The organism is Parvularcula maris, assembly GCF_024505085.1.
GTDB lineage: Bacteria > Pseudomonadota > Alphaproteobacteria > Caulobacterales > Parvularculaceae > Parvularcula > Parvularcula maris.
On record NZ_JANIBC010000010.1, the window covers coordinates 60,874 to 78,447 of the forward strand.

15 protein-coding genes, 1 tRNA gene and 1 pseudogene are annotated in these 17,574 nt (G+C 64.0%); 11 read left to right on the forward strand and 6 right to left on the reverse strand.

What is annotated here, in order from left to right; translation table 11 throughout:
• Nucleotides 1-429: 429 nt before the first annotated feature.
• The 3 genes from NOG11_RS11400 to NOG11_RS11410 all read right to left on the reverse strand — a co-directional run bounded on the left by NOG11_RS11400 (nucleotide 430) and on the right by NOG11_RS11410 (nucleotide 3,055).
• Entirely contained in the window at nucleotides 430-756 is a 327-nt protein-coding gene (locus NOG11_RS11400; RefSeq protein WP_256619891.1) for a hypothetical protein, read from the reverse strand.
• Entirely contained in the window at nucleotides 749-1,762 is a 1,014-nt protein-coding gene (locus tag NOG11_RS11405) for a ParB/RepB/Spo0J family partition protein (RefSeq protein ID WP_256619892.1), read from the reverse strand. The genes NOG11_RS11400 and NOG11_RS11405 overlap by 8 nt, the downstream gene beginning before the upstream one ends.
• Before the next feature lie 120 nt (nucleotides 1,763-1,882).
• A complete protein-coding gene (locus NOG11_RS11410; RefSeq protein ID WP_256619893.1) occupies nucleotides 1,883-3,055 on the reverse strand; it encodes an AAA family ATPase in 1,173 nt (390 codons plus the stop codon).
• A 408-nt stretch (nucleotides 3,056-3,463) separates the two neighbouring features.
• Here NOG11_RS11410 and NOG11_RS11415 point away from each other — a divergent pair, with 408 nt between their 5' ends.
• Nucleotides 3,464-4,648, forward strand: coding sequence for a helix-turn-helix domain-containing protein (locus NOG11_RS11415; protein ID WP_256619894.1), 1,185 nt, complete (start codon nucleotides 3,464-3,466; stop codon nucleotides 4,646-4,648).
• Here the strand turns inward: NOG11_RS11415 and NOG11_RS11420 are convergent.
• Nucleotides 4,563-5,528, reverse strand: coding sequence for a glycosyltransferase family 2 protein (locus tag NOG11_RS11420; RefSeq protein ID WP_256619895.1), 966 nt, complete (start codon nucleotides 5,526-5,528; stop codon nucleotides 4,563-4,565). The genes NOG11_RS11415 and NOG11_RS11420 overlap by 86 nt on opposite strands.
• Before the next feature lie 9 nt (nucleotides 5,529-5,537).
• On the reverse strand, nucleotides 5,538-6,515 hold the full coding sequence (locus tag NOG11_RS11425) for a KpsF/GutQ family sugar-phosphate isomerase (RefSeq protein ID WP_256619896.1): 978 nt from the start codon (nucleotides 6,513-6,515) through the stop codon (nucleotides 5,538-5,540).
• A gap of 83 nt (nucleotides 6,516-6,598) precedes the next feature.
• Here NOG11_RS11425 and kdsA point away from each other — a divergent pair, with 83 nt between their 5' ends.
• Both kdsA and NOG11_RS11435 read left to right on the forward strand, forming a co-directional pair.
• Nucleotides 6,599-7,477, forward strand: a complete 879-nt coding sequence (gene kdsA / locus NOG11_RS11430; protein WP_370468275.1) for a 3-deoxy-8-phosphooctulonate synthase — start codon at nucleotides 6,599-6,601, stop codon at nucleotides 7,475-7,477.
• 121 nt (nucleotides 7,478-7,598) lie between these two features.
• The gene (locus NOG11_RS11435) at nucleotides 7,599-8,942 is read left to right on the forward strand and encodes a nucleotide sugar dehydrogenase (protein ID WP_256619898.1); all 1,344 of its coding nucleotides are present in this window, start codon (nucleotides 7,599-7,601) and stop codon (nucleotides 8,940-8,942) included.
• A gap of 156 nt (nucleotides 8,943-9,098) precedes the next feature.
• Here the strand turns inward: NOG11_RS11435 and NOG11_RS11440 are convergent, their stop codons facing one another.
• A complete protein-coding gene (locus NOG11_RS11440) occupies nucleotides 9,099-10,262 on the reverse strand; it encodes a DegT/DnrJ/EryC1/StrS family aminotransferase (protein ID WP_256619899.1) in 1,164 nt (387 codons plus the stop codon).
• Nucleotides 10,263-10,611: 349 nt separating this feature from the next.
• Here NOG11_RS11440 and NOG11_RS11445 point away from each other — a divergent pair, with 349 nt between their 5' ends.
• The 8 genes and pseudogenes from NOG11_RS11445 to NOG11_RS11475 all read left to right on the forward strand — a co-directional run bounded on the left by NOG11_RS11445 (nucleotide 10,612) and on the right by NOG11_RS11475 (nucleotide 17,533).
• Nucleotides 10,612-12,060 (forward strand): sensor histidine kinase, encoded by a 1,449-nt coding sequence (locus NOG11_RS11445; protein ID WP_256619900.1) that lies wholly within the window; start codon nucleotides 10,612-10,614, stop codon nucleotides 12,058-12,060.
• Nucleotides 12,047-12,436 (forward strand): response regulator, encoded by a 390-nt coding sequence (locus tag NOG11_RS11450; RefSeq protein ID WP_256619901.1) that lies wholly within the window; start codon nucleotides 12,047-12,049, stop codon nucleotides 12,434-12,436. The genes NOG11_RS11445 and NOG11_RS11450 overlap by 14 nt, the downstream gene beginning before the upstream one ends.
• Before the next feature lie 75 nt (nucleotides 12,437-12,511).
• Nucleotides 12,512-13,525: a hypothetical protein gene (locus tag NOG11_RS11455; protein ID WP_256619902.1), complete on the forward strand. Its 1,014-nt coding sequence runs from the start codon at nucleotides 12,512-12,514 to the stop codon at nucleotides 13,523-13,525.
• Nucleotides 13,526-13,587: 62 nt separating this feature from the next.
• Nucleotides 13,588-13,663: transfer RNA gene (locus tag NOG11_RS11460), tRNA-Phe, on the forward strand.
• A 161-nt stretch (nucleotides 13,664-13,824) separates the two neighbouring features.
• Nucleotides 13,825-15,012 (forward strand): annotated as a pseudogene (locus NOG11_RS11465) (tyrosine-type recombinase/integrase).
• A gap of 839 nt (nucleotides 15,013-15,851) precedes the next feature.
• A complete protein-coding gene (locus NOG11_RS15200) occupies nucleotides 15,852-16,058 on the forward strand; it encodes a helix-turn-helix transcriptional regulator (RefSeq protein WP_370468276.1) in 207 nt (68 codons plus the stop codon).
• A gap of 984 nt (nucleotides 16,059-17,042) precedes the next feature.
• The gene (locus tag NOG11_RS11470; RefSeq protein WP_256619903.1) at nucleotides 17,043-17,264 is read left to right on the forward strand and encodes a hypothetical protein; all 222 of its coding nucleotides are present in this window, start codon (nucleotides 17,043-17,045) and stop codon (nucleotides 17,262-17,264) included.
• 44 nt (nucleotides 17,265-17,308) lie between these two features.
• Nucleotides 17,309-17,533, forward strand: coding sequence for a hypothetical protein (locus tag NOG11_RS11475; protein WP_256619904.1), 225 nt, complete (start codon nucleotides 17,309-17,311; stop codon nucleotides 17,531-17,533).
• The last annotated feature ends 41 nt before the right edge of the window (nucleotides 17,534-17,574 follow it).

Genomic DNA, 17,574 nt, shown 5'->3' on the forward strand with positions numbered 1-17,574 from the left:
TTCACGGGAGAGGTCAAAGGCTGCGTAGCAGGCTTTGGGTGAGGGCCTCGGCGAAGCCGTTCTGCTACGCTTGCCATCACGATCTGAGCTCAGAGGACCCTCACCCTCGGTCCCTCTCCCGCAAGCGGGAGAGGGAGGCGGTACTTGCTATGCTTNACGCTTGCCATCACGATCTGAGCTCAGAGGACCCTCACCCTCGGTCCCTCTCCCGCAAGCGGGAGAGGGAGGCGGTACTTGCTATGCTTTCGAACTGAGACACTACCCAGTAGTAGCCCCCTCGCCCTATGGGCACCTCACCCACTGCGTAGGGGACGGAAGTAGAACCAACGCCGCTCTCTATCTCGCTCCCCCTACAGAGAGGTAGCCGCTGACAAGCTGGGGGGGGAGGAGCCACCGGCACTGAGAGCCCCGTCTGCTCGTAGACAGCTATCAACGAGATCCGCGCTCAAGACGCATACTGATCAATACTGCCGCGACCGCGGTTATCGCCGACCACACGGCCGTATTCGCAGCAAACAGCGTCAAATCAAACACATCCTCCGCGCCGAGCTGCCCAACCACCGAGACCCCTCCCCGGTCGAACCAGAACGCGACCGGCCAGCCGGCCTTCGGCAGTACCTCGTAGCAGTTCCCCCAGTCAAAACCGGGCGGCGCGCAGACATTGCCGGTGATGCCCCAGAACGTGCCTAGCACCAACGCGCTCAGCGAGGATAAGAGCACTGCCGCCAAAGCCGAGCCGACGAGCAGCCTAAGCACGCTTGCCTTTCATCCGCTCATAGGCACGGACCACCGCCGCCGCGAGGTCCTCGCTCGACGGGTCGGCTTCGAGGTCGATCTCCAGCTTGAGAATGTCCCCCTCGATCCGGCCGGTGAGGAAGGCCATGCCGCCCCCTGCCCTTCCCTCTTTGACGGCCTTTTTCTCCGCCGGGGCTTTCGGCACCGATCCTTTGAGAAGCTTGAACACTTCGGCGCCATTGATGAAGGTGCCGCCGCCGAGCGCGCGGGCCTGGTCCTGGGTCTTGGCGATCTCCTGGGCGCGGGCGAGCACCTTCTCCCTCTTGGCGCCCTTCAGCAGCGGCGAGAGCTGCTGGCCGTGGCGGACCGCGATCTCCCGCGGGTCGCCGTAAGCGTCGAGCACCTCGCGGGGCAGTTTGGCGATGGCGATGTAGCTCGACAGCAGCGCCTTGGAGACCTCCATGCGCTGGGCCATGCGGGTCATGTTGCCGCCGTAGTAGTCGTGCAGTGCCTTCTGATACTCCCGCCCGCGCTCATAGTCGGAGATGTCCTTGCGGCCCCGGTTCTCGAGATCGGCGAAGCGGAAGGCCTCCTCATCGGCCAGATCCTTCACCTCGGCGAGGTAGAAGATCTCCTTCCGGTTCTCGGCCTCGCGCAGGTAGCTGACGGCGAAATGGCGGCGTGCGCCGGAGATGACCTCGTACTCGTAGCCCTCCGGGTCGCCTTTCAGGCGCCGGACGACAGCGGGTATCTCCTGCTTCCCCTGCGCCCTGATCGAGTTGATGAGATCGGCGCAGTTCTCCGCGGTGAGAAGGTCGTAGATGCGGTTGTGCTTCTCCCACATACGGCAGGTCTTGGGGTCGAGCATGCGCAGGCGAACATCGCGGATGCGGCCCTGGGCAATGTCGGACAATGCCCCCTCTCGCTGGGCGAACGGGTTGATGGCAGGGCCTTCGGACTTGGTCGTTTCCTCGCTCTTGTCCCGCGCGGCGGTGACCGCGTTCTGCAGAATACGTTTACGTGCCATGATAAGGTCTCCTGGAGGCGTTCAACGCGTTGAACGGGCGAAAGGGAGGCGTGGCTGTGGAACCTCTGATGACCTTATCGGTTCCAGAACAACATATAAGAGCGTTCAACGCGTTGAACATCACGCTACCCCTTCCCTTCTTAACCGCGCCTCATGACTAGGCCAGGTCCCGCGTACGGCCAGCTCGAGATCGTTCATCACCCGGTCAAGATTGGCTCGGCACCGGCGGTAGGTCCTGTTCGAGGGGCCATCATACTCGTAGACGGTGCGCATCTCGATCGAGGCGTTGTCGAACTCCGAACTGTCGAGAAGCGCGGTAGTCAGAATGTCTCCCGCAAACATCTCACGCATTGCGTCGCGCATGTCCTGATGGGCAGACTTGTTCTCGTCGACCTTCGTGGCGAGGAGCTGGACGAAGCGGTAGTCCATCACCGCGCCGTGCTGCTCCATCGTCTCCAGCACCGAGGTCAGCATGCGCAGAAAGCTGACTGTCGAGGCATAGTCGATGGAGCTCGGCGGGGTGGGAATGAGGAGCGCGTTGGCCGCCCTCAGCGCGTTGAGGGAGATCATGCCGAGCGCGGGCGGCGGGTCGAGGACGACGATGTCGTAGGCTTCCGCCGCCTCGCGCAGGCCCGCCCTCAGCCGCTCGAACCGGTCACCGCCCGCGCCGGTCGAGGCGAGGTGGTACTCGGCATTATAAAGACCCAGGCAGGCTGGAATGAGGTCGAGGCCTGACCAATAGGTCTCACGAACGGCGTAGCTGAGATCGTCGCGCCCGCCAGGCTCCAGAAAAGGGAGGAGGGTCTGCTCCTCGCCGATCTCGGTCTCGGGGTTGTAGCCGAAAAGCCCGGTGCTCGACGCCTGGGGGTCGGCATCGACCAGCAGCACGCGGTAGCCTTTTAGGGCGAAATACTGCGCGGCATGGGTGGCGATGGTGGATTTGCCGACGCCGCCCTTGAAGTTCTGAACCCCTAGGATCAACGGCGCATCGCTCTCGGCTCGGCGCGGACGGGTGCCGAAGACGTCGCGCATATGGTTGATCTCGGCCAGGCTGAAGCCGAGGCGGTGGCCGCTCTCACGCTTGATGGGAGGGGGAAGGGTACCTGCCTCTTCTGCCCGGCGGATGGTCATGTCGGACTTGCCGACCATCTTGGCGGCCTGGCGGATGCTGAAGCGGAGGGGCAGAACCTTGTCGTCCGTCTCGCCCAGCATCTGCGCGCGCATGGCATCGAGGAGGTCCACCGACCGGCTCTGCAGCCGTCCCACCCGCTTGGTCGCCGCGCTATGCTCCATGCCCTACCACGCTCCGCAAACTGGTCTGAAGAGAAGGTTGAAACCGACTCTCAGCGTTAACTTTCCATTTACCTCGTAAGTCGCACTTTTCGTGGGCACAAGCTCGAATGTGCAACATTGCGAGGCTGCGGCGGGTCATCTCGACTCTCCAGCAGAATCGGACCCACTAATAATGCCCCCCTGTGCCATCCCGGTACGGGCGGCCCTTAAGCAAGAAAGGACGACAGCGAAGAAACGAAGCTCAGCCAAAGAAAAACCCGGCCGAAGCCGGGCTCTTCTGCGGGGTCCGAGGACCACCACGTTCGTTTGACACCCAACGTGTAGCCTCTCCCGCCGTGATTTGCAACCGAGAATGCGTGATTCCGCGCCTCGGGAAAGCTTTGCCTTCGCCGCCGAAAGGTGAGCGGGATGAACGCACAACCATGCCCGAAACCTGGCTTGGCCAGGCGGGGAGGGCGCTATGAGGAGCAGGTGGCCGCCTGCGCCAGCACCTCCGTGCCGCTTCGCCTCAACCGGCTGATGATCGACAAGGCCTTGGCGCTAGGAACCGCTGGAGAGCTGTCCTGCCAGGAGCGGTGTTTGATGATGGCCTTGCTCGCTCATCTCGATGTCGCTGCCACCGCCGGGGGGGAGACCGCTGTCTGGCCAGGCTCGGCGCGTTTATGCGTACTGCTCGGTATCGGCGAGAGCACCTTGCGTCGCTTGAAGTCTTCTCTCGAAGAGAAGGGTTACATTTTGCGCCGGTATGACCACCTCAACCGGCCGCTACGCGGCGGCGCCATTGACCTCAAGCCGTTTCTCCTTCGTGTCGAGAGCCTCTGCGAAGAGCTCGGTCATACCACGGCGCAACTGAACGAGGACAAGAATGCCCTCCGCGCCGAGCGGTATGACCACCGCCTAGAAGAGAGCGCCCCGGCGCTTACTTCCGAGCGCCCCATAGGAAACCCTCCCCAGGAAACCTCCGAACGAACGCCGGTAGCCGAGGAGGAACTGGAGATGGTCCGAGAGGCCGAGCGCCTCCTTCCGGGTATCGCTGGCGATCCCGAAGCCAGCGCCGAGAAGGTGCTGGGACACCGCAAGGCCGCCTCCCTCTGGCCCTGGGCCAAGCGCCGCCACGGGGAGCGGGCGCTGCTGGCCCTCGCCATCGCCGGAACCTCACCGCATATCGAGAGCCCGCCTGCCTGGTTCGGCTGGTTCGCCACCTCCGCGGCTGGGGCAGAGGCCGATCTCGAAGGTTTGGCCGAGAAGCTGAAGCGATCGGCGCCACAGCAGAAGGCTGCGCCAGCCCTGCCCCAGGAACTGGAAGAGTTGGCGACGGCCTTCGCCGATCTTGTGGGATGGGACAAGGCGCGCTCCTACCTCGCTGGTGGTTCGGTGCAGGCCTTGCCGTCAGGAAAAGGTTTCGAACCCAAAAGCACGCTCAGCTACCGAAGGCTTGCGGGTGATCTTGCCGAGCCGTTCGGAGCGGCTGCCGCGGCGGCGGGCTTCGAACCGAGGCCCGTTCGTCCTAGCGCTGCGTCCGAAGCTTCACCGACCGGCGCCGCAGCTTCACCGGGGACCAAACGAGATAGCGGGCGAACAGACCAGTGCTGAGGGGTCGTCTCGCCCGGCGCATGGCGGGGAGGCTGCGAAGAGCGTCGCGCACACCCCGCAGATAGGCACCCGCAACGCCGCGGCGCAGAAAGCTCAGGCCCAGAAACAGGGTGAGTAGCGCCTGGGCTGGCATCAGGCCCCAGAAGAGGAGGGGAGGGGCGTTCTTGGCCCAGGCCCAGAGGCGGTTCCTGTGACCGTGATAGATGGTGAAGGGGCTGATCCGCCCCGTGATCTTCGATCCTTCGTGGAGCACGATGGCCTTCGGTAGATGCACCGCCGGGCCGTGCTGGGCGAAGAGGCGCATGCCGAGGTCCACATCCTCACTGTAGCAGAAGAAGCGCTCGTCGAAGCCGCCCGCTGCCTCGAAGGCATCGCGCCGGTAGAGGGCGGCCGCCGCGCAGGGTGAGAGGACGAAACCTTCCGGCGGCTCCGCCTCGCGCGGCCAGCCGTGGTGTCCTCTATAGGGTGAGCCGAGAGCGTGGAAGCAGTCGCCCGCGCCGTCGATCCGGCCGAGGTCCTCGGCCATAAGCTGAAGCGAGCCGAAGGCAACGGCGTCAGGGTGGCGCCTCGTACCCTCGACCAGCTCGGCCAGCCAGTCCGGCTCGGGATAGGCGTCGGGGTTGAGGAGGGCGAGCCAGTCCCCCTTGGCCTGCCGAGCGGCCACATTGTTTCCAGCGGCGAAGCCGAGGTTCTGGTCCTGGGGCAGGTAGGTGATGCTTGGAAAGGCGCGGGCAGCTTCCTCGCCGGAGCCGTCCTGGGAGGCGTTGTCGACCAGGAAGACCTCGTCCGGAACAAGGGTCTGCGTCGCGAGCGCCGCAAGACAGCGCTGCAGCGCCTCGCCGCCATTATAGTTGACGATGATGACCGAAACGGAGGCCAAGGCTTCTTCCTAAATGACGCCGAGCTGCAGGCAGTCGTGGATATGGAGGAGCCCCACGGGTCTTCTGTCCTCGACGATGAAGAGAGCGGTGATCTTCCCCTCTGTCATGATGGCCAGGGCTTCGGCGGCCAGGGTCTTGGGCGTGATGGTCTTGGGGCTTCGGGTCATCAGCGCCTCGACGGTCTCCTCGGCCGGGTCGATGCCGATATGGCGGCGTACGTCGCCGTCGGTGATGATGCCCACGAGCTCGCCCGCCTCTCCTGTGATGCCCACCGTGCCGAAGCCGCCCTCGCTCATGGCTCTCAGCGCGTCGGCCACTCTCGTACCCTCCGCGACGAGGGGGATAGATGGGTGATCCCTCACCATGTCCTCGACCCGCTTGAGGGCCGCGCCGAGCTTGCCGCCGGGGTGGAAGACCTTGAAGTCGTCCCGCCCGAAGCCGCGCTGGCGCAGCATGGCCACGGCCAGGACATCACCGAGGGCCAGGGTCATGGTGGTGGAGGTGGTCGGCGCGTTCGTCTCGCGGCAGGCCTCCTCGGCATCCGGCAGGAGCAGCACTTCGTCCGCGGCCTTGGCGAGGGTGCTTTCCGCCCCGCTGGTGATAGCGACGAGGGGGATGTGGAACCGCCCGCAATAGGCAAGCAGATCACCAAGCTCTTTGGTTTCGCCGGAGTTGGAGATGGCGATGACGAGGTCCTGCTCGCCGATCATGCCGAGATCGCCGTGGCTTGCCTCGCCCGGATGGACATAGCTCGAAGGCGTACCGGTGGAGGCGAAGGTGGCGGCGAGCTTGCGCCCGATATGACCCGACTTGCCCATGCCCGAGACGATGACCCGGCCACGAGTGTCGGCGATCATCTCGATGGTGCGCTGGAAGGCCTGGGAGAGGGGGGAGGCACCGTCGAGAAGCTGCCTCCGCATGGCGGCGAGCCCGCGCTCTTCGAGCTCCAGCACTTCACCGGCGATGGCGAGAATGTCAGTGGTCATGGGGCGCCTTTGCGCGTTCTTGATCTTCCCGTCAAAAGGCGCCACGCGCCGCCGCGCCTCTATATAGTCGCCTCGAGGAGAGCATGATGCCCGAAGCCAACAGCACCGTGACCATCGAAGCGCCGAGCGGCGATGTCCGGATCGGCAACCACCTGCCCTTCATGCTGTTCGCCGGTCCCTGCCAGATGGAGAGCCGCGACCACGCCATGGAGATGGCGACGGGGATCAAGGAGATCACGGACCGCTTAGGTATTGGTTTCGTCTACAAAACGAGCTTCGACAAGGCTAACCGTACGAGCCTGGGTTCGAAGCGGGGCATGGGGCTCGAAGGCGCGCTGCCGGTCTTCGCCGAGATAAGAGAGAGCCTTGGCGTCCCCGTCCTGACCGACATCCACGAGCGGGAGCAATGCGCCCCGGTGGCCGAGGTGGTGGATGTCCTACAGATCCCCGCCTTCCTCAGCCGCCAGACGGACCTTCTCGTGGCCGCCGCCGAGACGGGCCGGGTGGTCAAGGTGAAGAAGGGCCAGTTCCTCGCGCCCTGGGACATGAAGAACGTGATCGCTAAGGTAACCGGCGCGGGCAACCCGAACGTGCTGATCACCGAGCGCGGGGCGAGCTTCGGCTACAACACCCTCGTCACCGATTTCCGCGGCTTCAAGACCATGGCGGAGGAGACCGGCGCGCCGATCATCTTCGATGCGACCCACTCCGTTCAGCAGCCGGGCGGGCAGGGGGGCACGAGCGGCGGCGACCGCCAGATGGTGCCGACCCTCTCCCGCGCCGCGGTGGCTGCAGGGGTGGCGGGCATCTTCGCCGAAACCCATCAGGACCCGGACAACGCCCCCTCGGACGGGCCGAACATGATCCCGCTGAGATGGCTCGAAGCCTATCTATCGGAACTCAAGGAGTTCGACGCCGTCGCCAAGCGGCGGGGCGGCACCTACGGCTTCGCCGGTGTTTAGGGTTCGGACCTAGCCTGGTTTTTGCAGTTGCGCGCATGGGCCGTTAAGGCCGTGCCATTATCGTACGTCACCATCAGTTCCGCCGTGCCTCGAAGGGCATCGCATCATCGAAGGGTCCCCCATGGGTATTGAACAGATCGCCGACAGCTTCGTCGGTAAAGTCGATGACAAGTCCATCCGCATCGGCGTGATCGGCCTTGGCTATGTTGGCCTTCCGCTGTCGGAGGGTTTCGTGCGCAACGGCTACGCCGTCGTCGGCTTCGACCTCGACGAGAAGAAGTGCGACGCGCTGGCGGCCGGTAAGAGCTACTTCAAGCATATCAGCGACGAGCGGATCGCGGCGATGGCCGAGACCGGCCTGATGGATGCCACCACGGATTTCGCGCGTCTCTCCGAGGTCGATGCCATCCTCATCTGCGTGCCGACGCCCCTCAACACCCACCGCGAGCCCGATCTCAGCTTCGTCGAGAAGACCTGCGAGACGATCTCGAAGCACATCAAACCGGGCCAGCTCGTCGTTCTCGAGAGCACGACCTATCCGGGTACGACCGAAGAGGTGATGGCGCCGATCCTCGAGACGAGCGGCCTCAAAGCCGGCGAGGATTTCGCCATGGCCTACTCGCCGGAGCGCGAGGACCCCGGCAACCAGAACTTCGAGACCACCACCATCCCGAAAGTGGTGGGTGCGCCTTCGGAGGCCGAGCGCCGCATGGCCTGCCGCCTCTATGAGGGCGTCATCTCCGAAGTCGTGCCGGTCAGCTCGGCGGCGACCGCGGAGGCCGTGAAGCTCACCGAGAACATCTTCCGCTCCGTGAACATCGCGCTGGTCAACGAGCTGAAAGTGGTGTTCCAGGACATGGGCATCGACATCTGGGAGGTGATCGACGCGGCGAAGACCAAGCCCTTCGGCTTCATGCCCTTCTATCCAGGCCCCGGCCTCGGCGGACACTGCATCCCCATCGACCCCTTCTACCTCACCTGGAAGGCGCGGGAGTACGGCCACGCGACGAAGTTCATCGAGCTCGCCGGCGAGATCAACACCCACATGCCCGAGCACGTGATCGAGCGGGTAGGCCGCGCCATGAACGACCACCTCGCCAAGGCGGTGAAGGGCTCGAAGATCCTCGTGGTCGGCCTCGCCTACAAGAAGAACGTGGACGACACGCGGGAGAGCCCGTCGCTGGAGCTGATCGACCTTCTGATCGAGCGCGGGGCGGAGGTGACCTACTACGACCCCTTCATCCCCGCGGTGCCGCTGACGCGGAAATACGCCAAGATCGAAGGCATGGAGAGCGCTGACTGGTCCGAGGACGGACTGAAGAGCTTCGATGCGGCCCTCATTGCGACGGACCATGACGGCGTCGACTACGAGACCCTCGCCCGCGCCGTGCCGCTGATCGTCGATACAAGGAACGCCATGGCGAACGTGACGAACACGGACGGAGCCGTGGTGGTGAAGGCTTAGGTTTTATCGCCTCCCTCTCCCCGGTGGGGAGAGGGACCGAGGGTGAGGGGGTTCTTGCGCTCTGCCCTGACGGTAAACGCTAGAGGACGGCTTCGCCGATCCCCTCACCCGAAATCAGTAGATTTCGACCTCTCCCGTAAACGGGAGTGGTAAGGCCTAGTCGACCGCCGACCGTACCGCGTCCACGATCCGGTCCTGGGTCTCTTCGTCCAAATAGGGGTGCATCGGCAGGCTGAGCACCTTCGCCTTCTTCTCGTTCGTCACCGGCAGTCCTCCGGGGGCGGACGGGAAGCGCTTGTAGGGGCCTTGGTCGTGCATGGGGACGGGGTAGTAGACCGCCGTCGGTACTTCGTGCTCGCGGAGCCTCTCCTGCACCGTTTCGCGGTTCTCCACCTCGATCGTGTACTGCGCCCAAACGGACTGGTAGCCGTCCCCGACGAAGGGGACGGCGGAGACGTGGCCTTCGAGAAGCTCGTTGTAGCGCCTCGCCACCTTCTCCCGCATCTCGATCTCGTCCGCGAAGATCGCCAGCTTCTCGAGCAGGATCGCCGCCTGAATGGTGTCGAGGCGGCTGTTCATGCCGATGCGCGGGTTGAGATACTTGGCCTCGTGGCCGCGATAGTTCGCCGCCGCCATGTCCTCTTCGGTGGCCTTGCCGTGGATGCGCAGGCTGTCGAGGAGCGCCCACATCTCAGGGTCGTTCGTCTGGATCGCGCCGCCATCGCCGTAGCAGCCGAGCGGCTTGGCCGGGAAGAAGCTGGTGGTGACGACATCGGCCCACTCGATCGGATGCTTGCCCTCGATGGTGCAGCCGAAACCCTGGGCGCTGTCGGCAATCAGTTTGAGACCGAAACGGTCGCAGATCTCTTTGATTCTCGGGTAGTCCGCGGGCTGGCCGAAGAGATCCACGGCGATCACCGCCTTGGGTCTCAGCTCGCCCTTGGACACCACCTCCTCGATGGCCGCCTCCAGGGAGGCGGGGTCCATGTTGTAGGTGCGCGGGTCGATGTCGATGAAGACGGGGCTGGCGCCGAGCCAGGGGACCACCTCGGCGGTCGCGGTGAAGGTGAAGCTCGGGCAGAAGACAGCGTCGCCCGGACGAAGGCCCCAAGCCATCAGCGGCAGAGCCAGCGCATCCGTACCGTTGCCGCAGGAGCAGGTCAGCGCCGCGCCGGAGAAGGCCGACATCTCCTTCTCGAAGGCGGTCACCTCAGGCCCTAGGATGAAGCGGCCATGCTCCATGACCCTAGCCACGGCCTCGTCCAGCCTGTCCTTGATGCGTGCCCGCTGGGCCTGCAGGTCGATGAAGGCGATCGCCATGACGCTCTCCGCTTGCCTTGTCGGGTGGGGCTTGGAGCGGCGCTACGCCCTTGTCCAGACGGCGGGACCTCACGATGGCCGACGCTTCGTTGCAGAGGGCGCGGGTCAGGCGGCGACACCCCTCTCCACAACTGCGACAACGCTGCAAGCTTGCAACATTCACGCTCAGCGGGCACAAAAACACCTGCCCTACAAAAAAGTTGCAAGGGGCACTGCAGATCAAACAGGCCTGGAAACCAAGGGCCTGACAGGGGAGGGGGCGCTCCAGATGGGGGACGCACAATATCGTGAGAAGCCTGTTCAGGTCTTCCTGCTATAAAGTCACCAAGGCAGGTCAGGAAGTCCGGGCATGGTCAGTAAGCACTATTTAGAGGAAGAGTTCGCGCGTTTGCTCGAGCAGCCAGGCGCGGTGGAGCTTCTCGATGGTGCGGTGCTGGACGGTCTGTGGCTCTGGGACCTCGACAATCCCGAACATGAGTGGGTGTCGCCGGGACTGTGGCGGGCGCTCGGCTATGACAGCCTGAGCCAGCCCAATACCGAGTGGTACAAGCTCCTCTTCCCCGAAGACCGCGACGCGCTGTTCGAGAACGCCCAGCGCCACTGCGAGGATGCCAAACAGCCCTTCGACCAGACCGTGCGCTTTCGCGGCGCGGGCGCGGTGACGCGGCTCGTCCGCTGCCGCGGCATGGCGATCCGCACCGAGAGCGGCGAGGCGCACAAGCTGCTCGGAGCCTTCACCGTCATTCAGGACGCCCAGCGCCACCGCATCGACCGGCAGCTTTCCGAGCTCGTCGAGCTCTCCGGTGACGCCGTCTTCGCCTGGTCGCTGGAGCAGGGGGTGCAGCGCTGGAACCGCGGTGCGGTGAAGCTCTTCGGCGTCTCCGAGCAGGCGGCCATCGGCCAGGACCCCGTGGCGCTCACAAGGGCCGAGGTGGAGGGCGGCTGGGACCACGTCTTCCGCCACCTTCGCCAGGGGAGGCAGTGGTCGGGCGAGGTGAAACGCCACTGCCGCGACGGCTCCGTGCGCTACACCTCGGCCAGGCTCTCCCCCATCGAGATGGTGGGCGGCGACCTCCTCATCCTCGAGATCGCCCGCGACAGCACGGACGAGCGGCGGCAGAACGAGAAGCTCCGTCTTCTCAACCGCGAGCTCAACCACCGGGTGAAGAACCTCTTCGCCGTGGTCCAGGGCCTCGTCTCGATCTCCGGCCGCGGCGAGGAGGACCCCGCCGCCCTCACCGAGAAGATCCAGGCCCGCATCGCGGCGCTGGCTGCGGCCCACCTCATCTCCATCGACGACGAGGAGACCCAGGCCATCTCCTTCCGCAAGGTGCTCGACGCGGTGCTCGCCCCCTACGACCAGCGTCAGAACCAGCTCAGCATCGGCGGCAGCGAGGCCATGCTGCCGCGCCGCGCCGTCACCCCGGTGGGCATGATCTTCCACGAGCTCGCCACCAACACGGTGAAGTACGGCGCCTGGTCGGAGCCTGGGGGACACCTTGCCGTCACCTGGATCGTTTCGGATCCGGAAGGCGTCGGCCACATGCATATCAAATGGACCGAGAAGTTCGCGAGCCCCCGCCACGGCGCGGCCAAGGCCAAACCGGGCCTCGGGCTGCCCCTGATCCAGCAGTCGGCCAGGCAGCTCGACGGCGAGCTGACCCGGACCTGGACGGCCCAGGGGCTGGAGACAGTGCTCTCCTTCTCCCTGGCCCCGTCCGTCGGCCAGCCGGCGGCGCGGAAGTTGCATCATGCCGCACGAGCAACCGGAGCAGCCACGCCCCATGACCTCAACTGAAGCGGCCTCCCTCTCCCTTCGCGGCCTCCGCGTCCTGATCGTCGAGGACGAAGCCTTCGTGGCGATGGCGCTGGAGGAGGGGTTCGAGAAGGCGGGCGCCGAAGTGGTGGGTCCCGCTGCGACCTTGGCGGAGGCGACGGAGTATGCGGAAGCCGAGAAAATCGATGCGGCGGTGCTCGACATCGACCTCGCCGGGCTCGACGTCTTTCCAGCCGCCGATATTCTGAGGCGCCGGGGCGTGCCGTTCGTCTTCCAGACCGGCCACGGCCAGCGGCGCGAGCTCGCCGCCGACTACCCCGAGGTGAAGGTCTGTAAGAAGCCGGTCAGCCCCAAGGCCCTGGTCGAGGTCGTGCACGAGCTTCTGCCTGCTTCCTAGGCGGCAAGGGCTAGGCGCGGGGTGCCTTCTCCGGTAGCCCCTGCGTCACTAACCGACTGCGCGAGATTCTCCATGATGCTCCTCCGATCCTCCGGCCTGGCCCTGGCCGCCGCCCTCCTCCTCACCGGCTGCGACGAGCCTGCCGAAGCGCCCGCGCCCGAGGAGCCCGCGGCCGAAGTCGCCGAGACGCAAGCAGCCGAGCCCATGGCGTTCACCTACGCCGATCCGGAGCGGGGCGGCGCCATCCTGACGACAGAGGACGAGTACACAAGCCGCGTGCAGCCGCGTGAGGCGGGCATTCGCGCGAAGAACGCGGCCGCTACCTCGTTTCAAGACTACGCTGTGCGCTACAAGGCGGATGTGCAGGACTTCACCGAAGAAGAGCGCGCAGCTCTCGGTGCGGTCATCGAGAAACACCTGCCGCTCCTCGACCTTCTCATGCCGCTCCTGCCAGACGAGCTGGTCATGGTGAAGACCGGCTCGGTGGTGGAGGGCGGCCTGCCCCATACCCGCGCCAATGCCATCATCTTCGCGGGCGGCGCGATCCCCGAGGGCGAGAACTTGGAGGCCTTGTTCCTGCACGAGCTGCACCATGTGCTGAGCCGCGCCAACCAGGACCTCCACGACGACTACTTCGCCCTGATCGGCTTCGAGCCCTGCACGCTGGAAGAGCCGGAGGACCTGAAGGCCGCTCGCCTGACCAACCCCGACGCACCCTCCTATCGCCACGTCATGCCGGTGGAGCTCGCGGGCGCGGACGCGGTGACGCCCTATCTCTACGCGACCTCGGACTATAGCGGGCAGGGGGGCCTCGGCGACTATTTCGGCCTCGGCCTCCTGCCCGTGACCTTGCAGGACGGCGTCTGCACGCCAGTGGCCGAAGCCCCCGAGGGGCTTCTCCCCCCAGGCGAGGTGCCGGACTTCCTGGAACGGCTCGGCGGCAATACCGGCTACATCATCCACCCCGAAGAGACCCTGGCGGACAACTTCGTCTACTGGGCCATGGAGCGCGAGGGCCTGCCCACCCCGGAGCTGCCCGAAGAGGTCGGCACCTTCTGGACCGAGGCGGCGGCAAGGGCACAAAATTAAGCCCCGCCCCGCCCTTTTCCCGCTGGACAGCCAGGGGCCGCAAAGCTAAGCGCGCCCCTCACGCCCTGGTAGCTCAGTTGGTAGAGCAGCGGATTGAAAATCCGCGTGTCGGTGGTTCGAATCCGCCCCAGGGCACCACTTCGCCCTCCAGTTATGTTTGCTGCTGACCGATAGGCTAGTGTCTATGCGGTTTTCGTCTTGACGTTTGTCCGATACGGTCCATCTTTGTTCTCCTAAAGCCGAGCGTTGACCGGGTAATGCCCTGGGTAACGCCTGCTAGTGAGAAGGATCGTTACCCGGTGCAGCTGACCGATACCCAAATACGGACCGCTAAACCCAAGGAACGGCAGTACCGGCTTGCAGACGGGCAGGGGTTGCACCTTCTGGTCCGCCCCAATGGCTCGAAGCTTTGGCAGATGCGGTACTGGGTGGCGGGTAAGGAGAAGACCCTCTCCCTAGGCCCTTACCCGGTGGTGACACTGGCGAAGGCGCGAGAGGGGCGTCTGGAAGCGAAGCGGCTGGTTGCCGATGGTTTGGACCCGAACGAGGTCAAGCGGCGCGAACAGGAAGCCGACAAGCTTGCGCAGCACGAGACCTTCGGTGCGCTGGTGGCGGACTACCTGTCCAAACAGGAGCGCGAAGAGCGGGCACCACGAACACTCGCGAAGAACCGCTGGCTTCTGAAGATGGCGACCGACGACTTCGGCTCGCTGTCGGTACATGAAATAACCCCGCCGTTGATTCTGAAAACTCTCCGGGCCGTGGAGGCGAAGGGGAACCACGAGACGGCAAACAGGCTGCGTTCGGTCATTGGAACGGTGTTCCGCTACGGTGTGGCAACCGGCATTGCGAAGGACGATCCTACCGCCGCTTTGAAGGGTGCGCTTGTCCGCCCGCGCCGGAAGCACCGGGCAGCGATCACTGACCAAGCGACGTTCGGAAGGCTGCTGCGAGCGATCGAGCACTACGAAGGACAGCGGCAAACGGTTCTTGGCTTGAAGCTGCTAGCGCTTCTCGCGCCCCGCCCCGGTGAGCTGCAGCACGCACGCTGGGACGAGATCGACTTTCGGCAGAAGGTTTGGACTATTCCCGCCGAGCGGATGAAGATGCGGCGGGAGCATCGCGTTCCCTTGCCAGAAGAAGCATAAGGCGTTCTTCGTGAGTTGCATGCCCTAAATGGCAGCCAGGACCTTCTTTTCCCCTCTCTACGGTCCCCTCGAAGGCCGGTGAGCGAGAACACCTTCAACCAGGCGCTTCGGAACATGGGGTTCAGCAAGGACGAGATGACCGCCCACGGGTTCAGAACGACTTTCTCGACCCTCGCTAACGAAAGCGGCCTTTGGAACCCGGACGCGATCGAGCGGGCGTTAGCCCATGCCGAACAGGATGATGTGAGGCGCGCCTATGCGCGGGGAGAGTTCTGGGACGAGCGAGTTCGGTTGGCGGACTGGTGGGCAGGGCAGGCAGAGCAAATGAGGTCAGGATGAGCCTTAAAAGCCGCGAGCCCCGTTCAGGATTGTCCGATCGAGAAGCTTTAGAGCTATGGCGGCTGGCTGATCAGCTTTCCATCATAGAAGCGAGTCTGCTCCTGTTGTCAGAAGATCCTCAGGACCATCTGTACATTGAGAATCAAGACAGGGACCTGTGTCCCAAAGGCTACGAAGCGACCCGAAACGCAATTACTCGGGCCCTACGGAGTGGAACCATCGAAGGCACGATAAAACCTCAATGGGACATAGAGCGCGATTTAAACGGCAACGAGTGGCGAGAACCTATTGCGGACTCGGTTTGTCCTCGCGAGTCCACAGTCATTGTGTCGAGCCTAACTAGCTGGCTCCATAAGCGGGGCTTTCGTCAGGGTTTCTTCTTCCCTGACCATGGTTCGATAGAACCTTACTTACAGCCTGACCATCCTCGATATGCGCCAAATCTGCATGCAGCAGTTTCAGCGTGGAGAGCCGTTTCCGAACCTAGCCCGAACCGATCTGTGAAGCAGACGCTAGTGAACTGGCTTTCCTCCCGGGCTGCAGAGTTTTGCCTAACTGGGCCAGATGGGGCTCCATCTACAAGAAGCATCGAAGAGGTGGCTAAGGTAGCCAACTGGGAAACAGCGGGCGGGGCGCCAAAAACGGTTTCTGCGCTACCTGACGACGGCGACCGTCGGCCCGCTGCCCGGTTGGATACGCAAGCCGCGTCATCTAACCCTGACTACGACCTAGACGACGATATCCCGTTCTAGACCCACAGAAAACGTAACCCTGCAGCCTATTACCGGCTAGGCCACTGAAGCACCTTTTCGGACGTAACCGAATGAAAGGGTTCGACAGTGGACCAGAACGGCTTCCCTCAAACAGGCTTCGTCCGCCTCGCGCAGATACTCGCACCGGCTGGACCCATCCCAGTTTCCCGCTCGACTTGGTGGCAGGGCGTGAAGGATGGACGATTCCCCAAACCCCAGAAACTCGGACCCCGGACGACCGTTTGGCGAGCCGAAGACATTCGAGCGCTCTACGAAGCGGACGAGGCAGCCTAATCATGCCCGAACGTCTTCGGGCTAGACGCAAGCCGAACGCGAAAGGGCGATCGGGAAGGATCGATGGCAAGCATGTGCCATTGAACTCACCGATGGCGTGCGGCTTTAATTCCTTCTCGTGGTTGCCGCTTGAGGTTATTCAAAGCGCCGCGTTCGCGCATTTGGGGAAAGAAGCTACCCGCTTCTTTCTCTTCCTCCTAATGGACCACGCTCAGAACGGCGGGGTAGAGAATGGCCGCCTTACCGCCACGCACGCCCAGCTAGTTGCGTTCGGGATCGGAAAAAACAGCGTTGCGAAAGCAATAGAGGAAGCCTGCGCTCTCGGATTAGTCGCTAAAACGCAGCAGGGAGGGCGCTACGGACTGACGAACCGGCCGAACCAGTACCGCCTGACCTTTATGGGGTGGCGGGATCAGAACGGGCAGCTTCGCAACCCTACGAACGAGTGGAAGGCAATTACGGACAATTCTGCCGAAGCACGCAGAAAGGCAACTCAGAAGGCGCGGCGAACTGCTGTATCAAAAAAGACCCGCAGAAGTGGGAAGGTAGTCCCCCTCAACAGGGGCAGTTCACACCCCCATAACTGGGATCAGGGATCCAAATGGGAAGGTGGAGACGAGGAAGCAGACCCTCAGTAGGGGGAGACCTTCTATATTTCGGGTGGGGGGAGGGGTATCTCGGTGCCGGGGCGGACCGGTTACAAGAAGGCTGATCCAGCCGGAACCTCCACACAGTGGAGGTTGGATCAGCCGCAGCGGATCGAATTTCCTTTATCGTTCGGCTCAATATCGCACTGGAAACGCGACCTTCAAAAACCGCTGTCACGACAGACGGCTCGCCGCGCGAACAACCCGCCACGGCGGCCCGTAGGAAGGACCCTGGCGCGCTCACGTCGTCAGATCGGGACCGGCGGTAGCGACGAAGGGCTGCAATATGTGGACAGATACCCCATGCCGGAGGGGAAGATGTTCTACATTAGTTCCTGTGGCATGGATCAAGCTGAGAAGCGGGCGAACCTACCCCATGCGGGAAGCCGTCATCACCCATGGCGCTACAGTCACGACCGAACGCGTGGGCACATGGTGGGTGATCGAGCTCGAAGAAGTCCACGGTAAGAAGCGGGTTTGGCGGATCGAGCTGAAGGAGGGCGAGGCGATCCAGGCGGGGCTTACGATCCGCGGCGCACGCAGCGGCGAGGGCGGCTAAGGCTTCGAGCTTTTCTAGAAGCCAGGGGTTCCTACCTCTTCATCATGGTAAAGGCCCGCGACGCCGCCCCCCGCCGCCCTGCACGGCGCCGTATGGAGATCAGCACGCCCGACGGCGGTGAGCCGGTGGTCATCGAAAGCGGTGTTTTCTGGAAGCCGTCGAGCTGGTCGGACTGGGAACGAAGCTACGGACGGGACTGGCTGATTTACGGAGGCGGCGCCGTCTGCTTCATCATCTTCGCTGAGGTCTGGGGTGCGCTGACCCGCTAGAGCGGTTTCATCGAACGCAGAGTCGTTGAGGATTCCCACTG

Excerpts from the sequence above, each read along its gene's own strand:
- NOG11_RS11445 (WP_256619900.1), top strand. The coding sequence starts at position 10,612 with ATGGTCAGTAAGCACTATTTAGAGGAAGAGTTCGCGCGTTTGCTCGAG.
- NOG11_RS11440 (WP_256619899.1), bottom strand. The coding sequence starts at position 10,262 with ATGGCGATCGCCTTCATCGACCTGCAGGCCCAGCGGGCACGCATCAAG.
- NOG11_RS11410 (WP_256619893.1), bottom strand. The coding sequence starts at position 3,055 with ATGGAGCATAGCGCGGCGACCAAGCGGGTGGGACGGCTGCAGAGCCGG.
- NOG11_RS11450 (WP_256619901.1), top strand. The coding sequence starts at position 12,047 with ATGACCTCAACTGAAGCGGCCTCCCTCTCCCTTCGCGGCCTCCGCGTC.
- NOG11_RS11415 (WP_256619894.1), top strand. The coding sequence starts at position 3,464 with ATGAACGCACAACCATGCCCGAAACCTGGCTTGGCCAGGCGGGGAGGG.
- NOG11_RS11455 (WP_256619902.1), top strand. The coding sequence starts at position 12,512 with ATGCTCCTCCGATCCTCCGGCCTGGCCCTGGCCGCCGCCCTCCTCCTC.
- NOG11_RS11425 (WP_256619896.1), bottom strand. The coding sequence starts at position 6,515 with ATGACCACTGACATTCTCGCCATCGCCGGTGAAGTGCTGGAGCTCGAA.
- kdsA (WP_370468275.1), top strand. The coding sequence starts at position 6,599 with ATGATGCCCGAAGCCAACAGCACCGTGACCATCGAAGCGCCGAGCGGC.
- NOG11_RS11405 (WP_256619892.1), bottom strand. The coding sequence starts at position 1,762 with ATGGCACGTAAACGTATTCTGCAGAACGCGGTCACCGCCGCGCGGGAC.
- NOG11_RS11435 (WP_256619898.1), top strand. The coding sequence starts at position 7,599 with ATGGGTATTGAACAGATCGCCGACAGCTTCGTCGGTAAAGTCGATGAC.
- NOG11_RS11475 (WP_256619904.1), top strand. The coding sequence starts at position 17,309 with ATGGTAAAGGCCCGCGACGCCGCCCCCCGCCGCCCTGCACGGCGCCGT.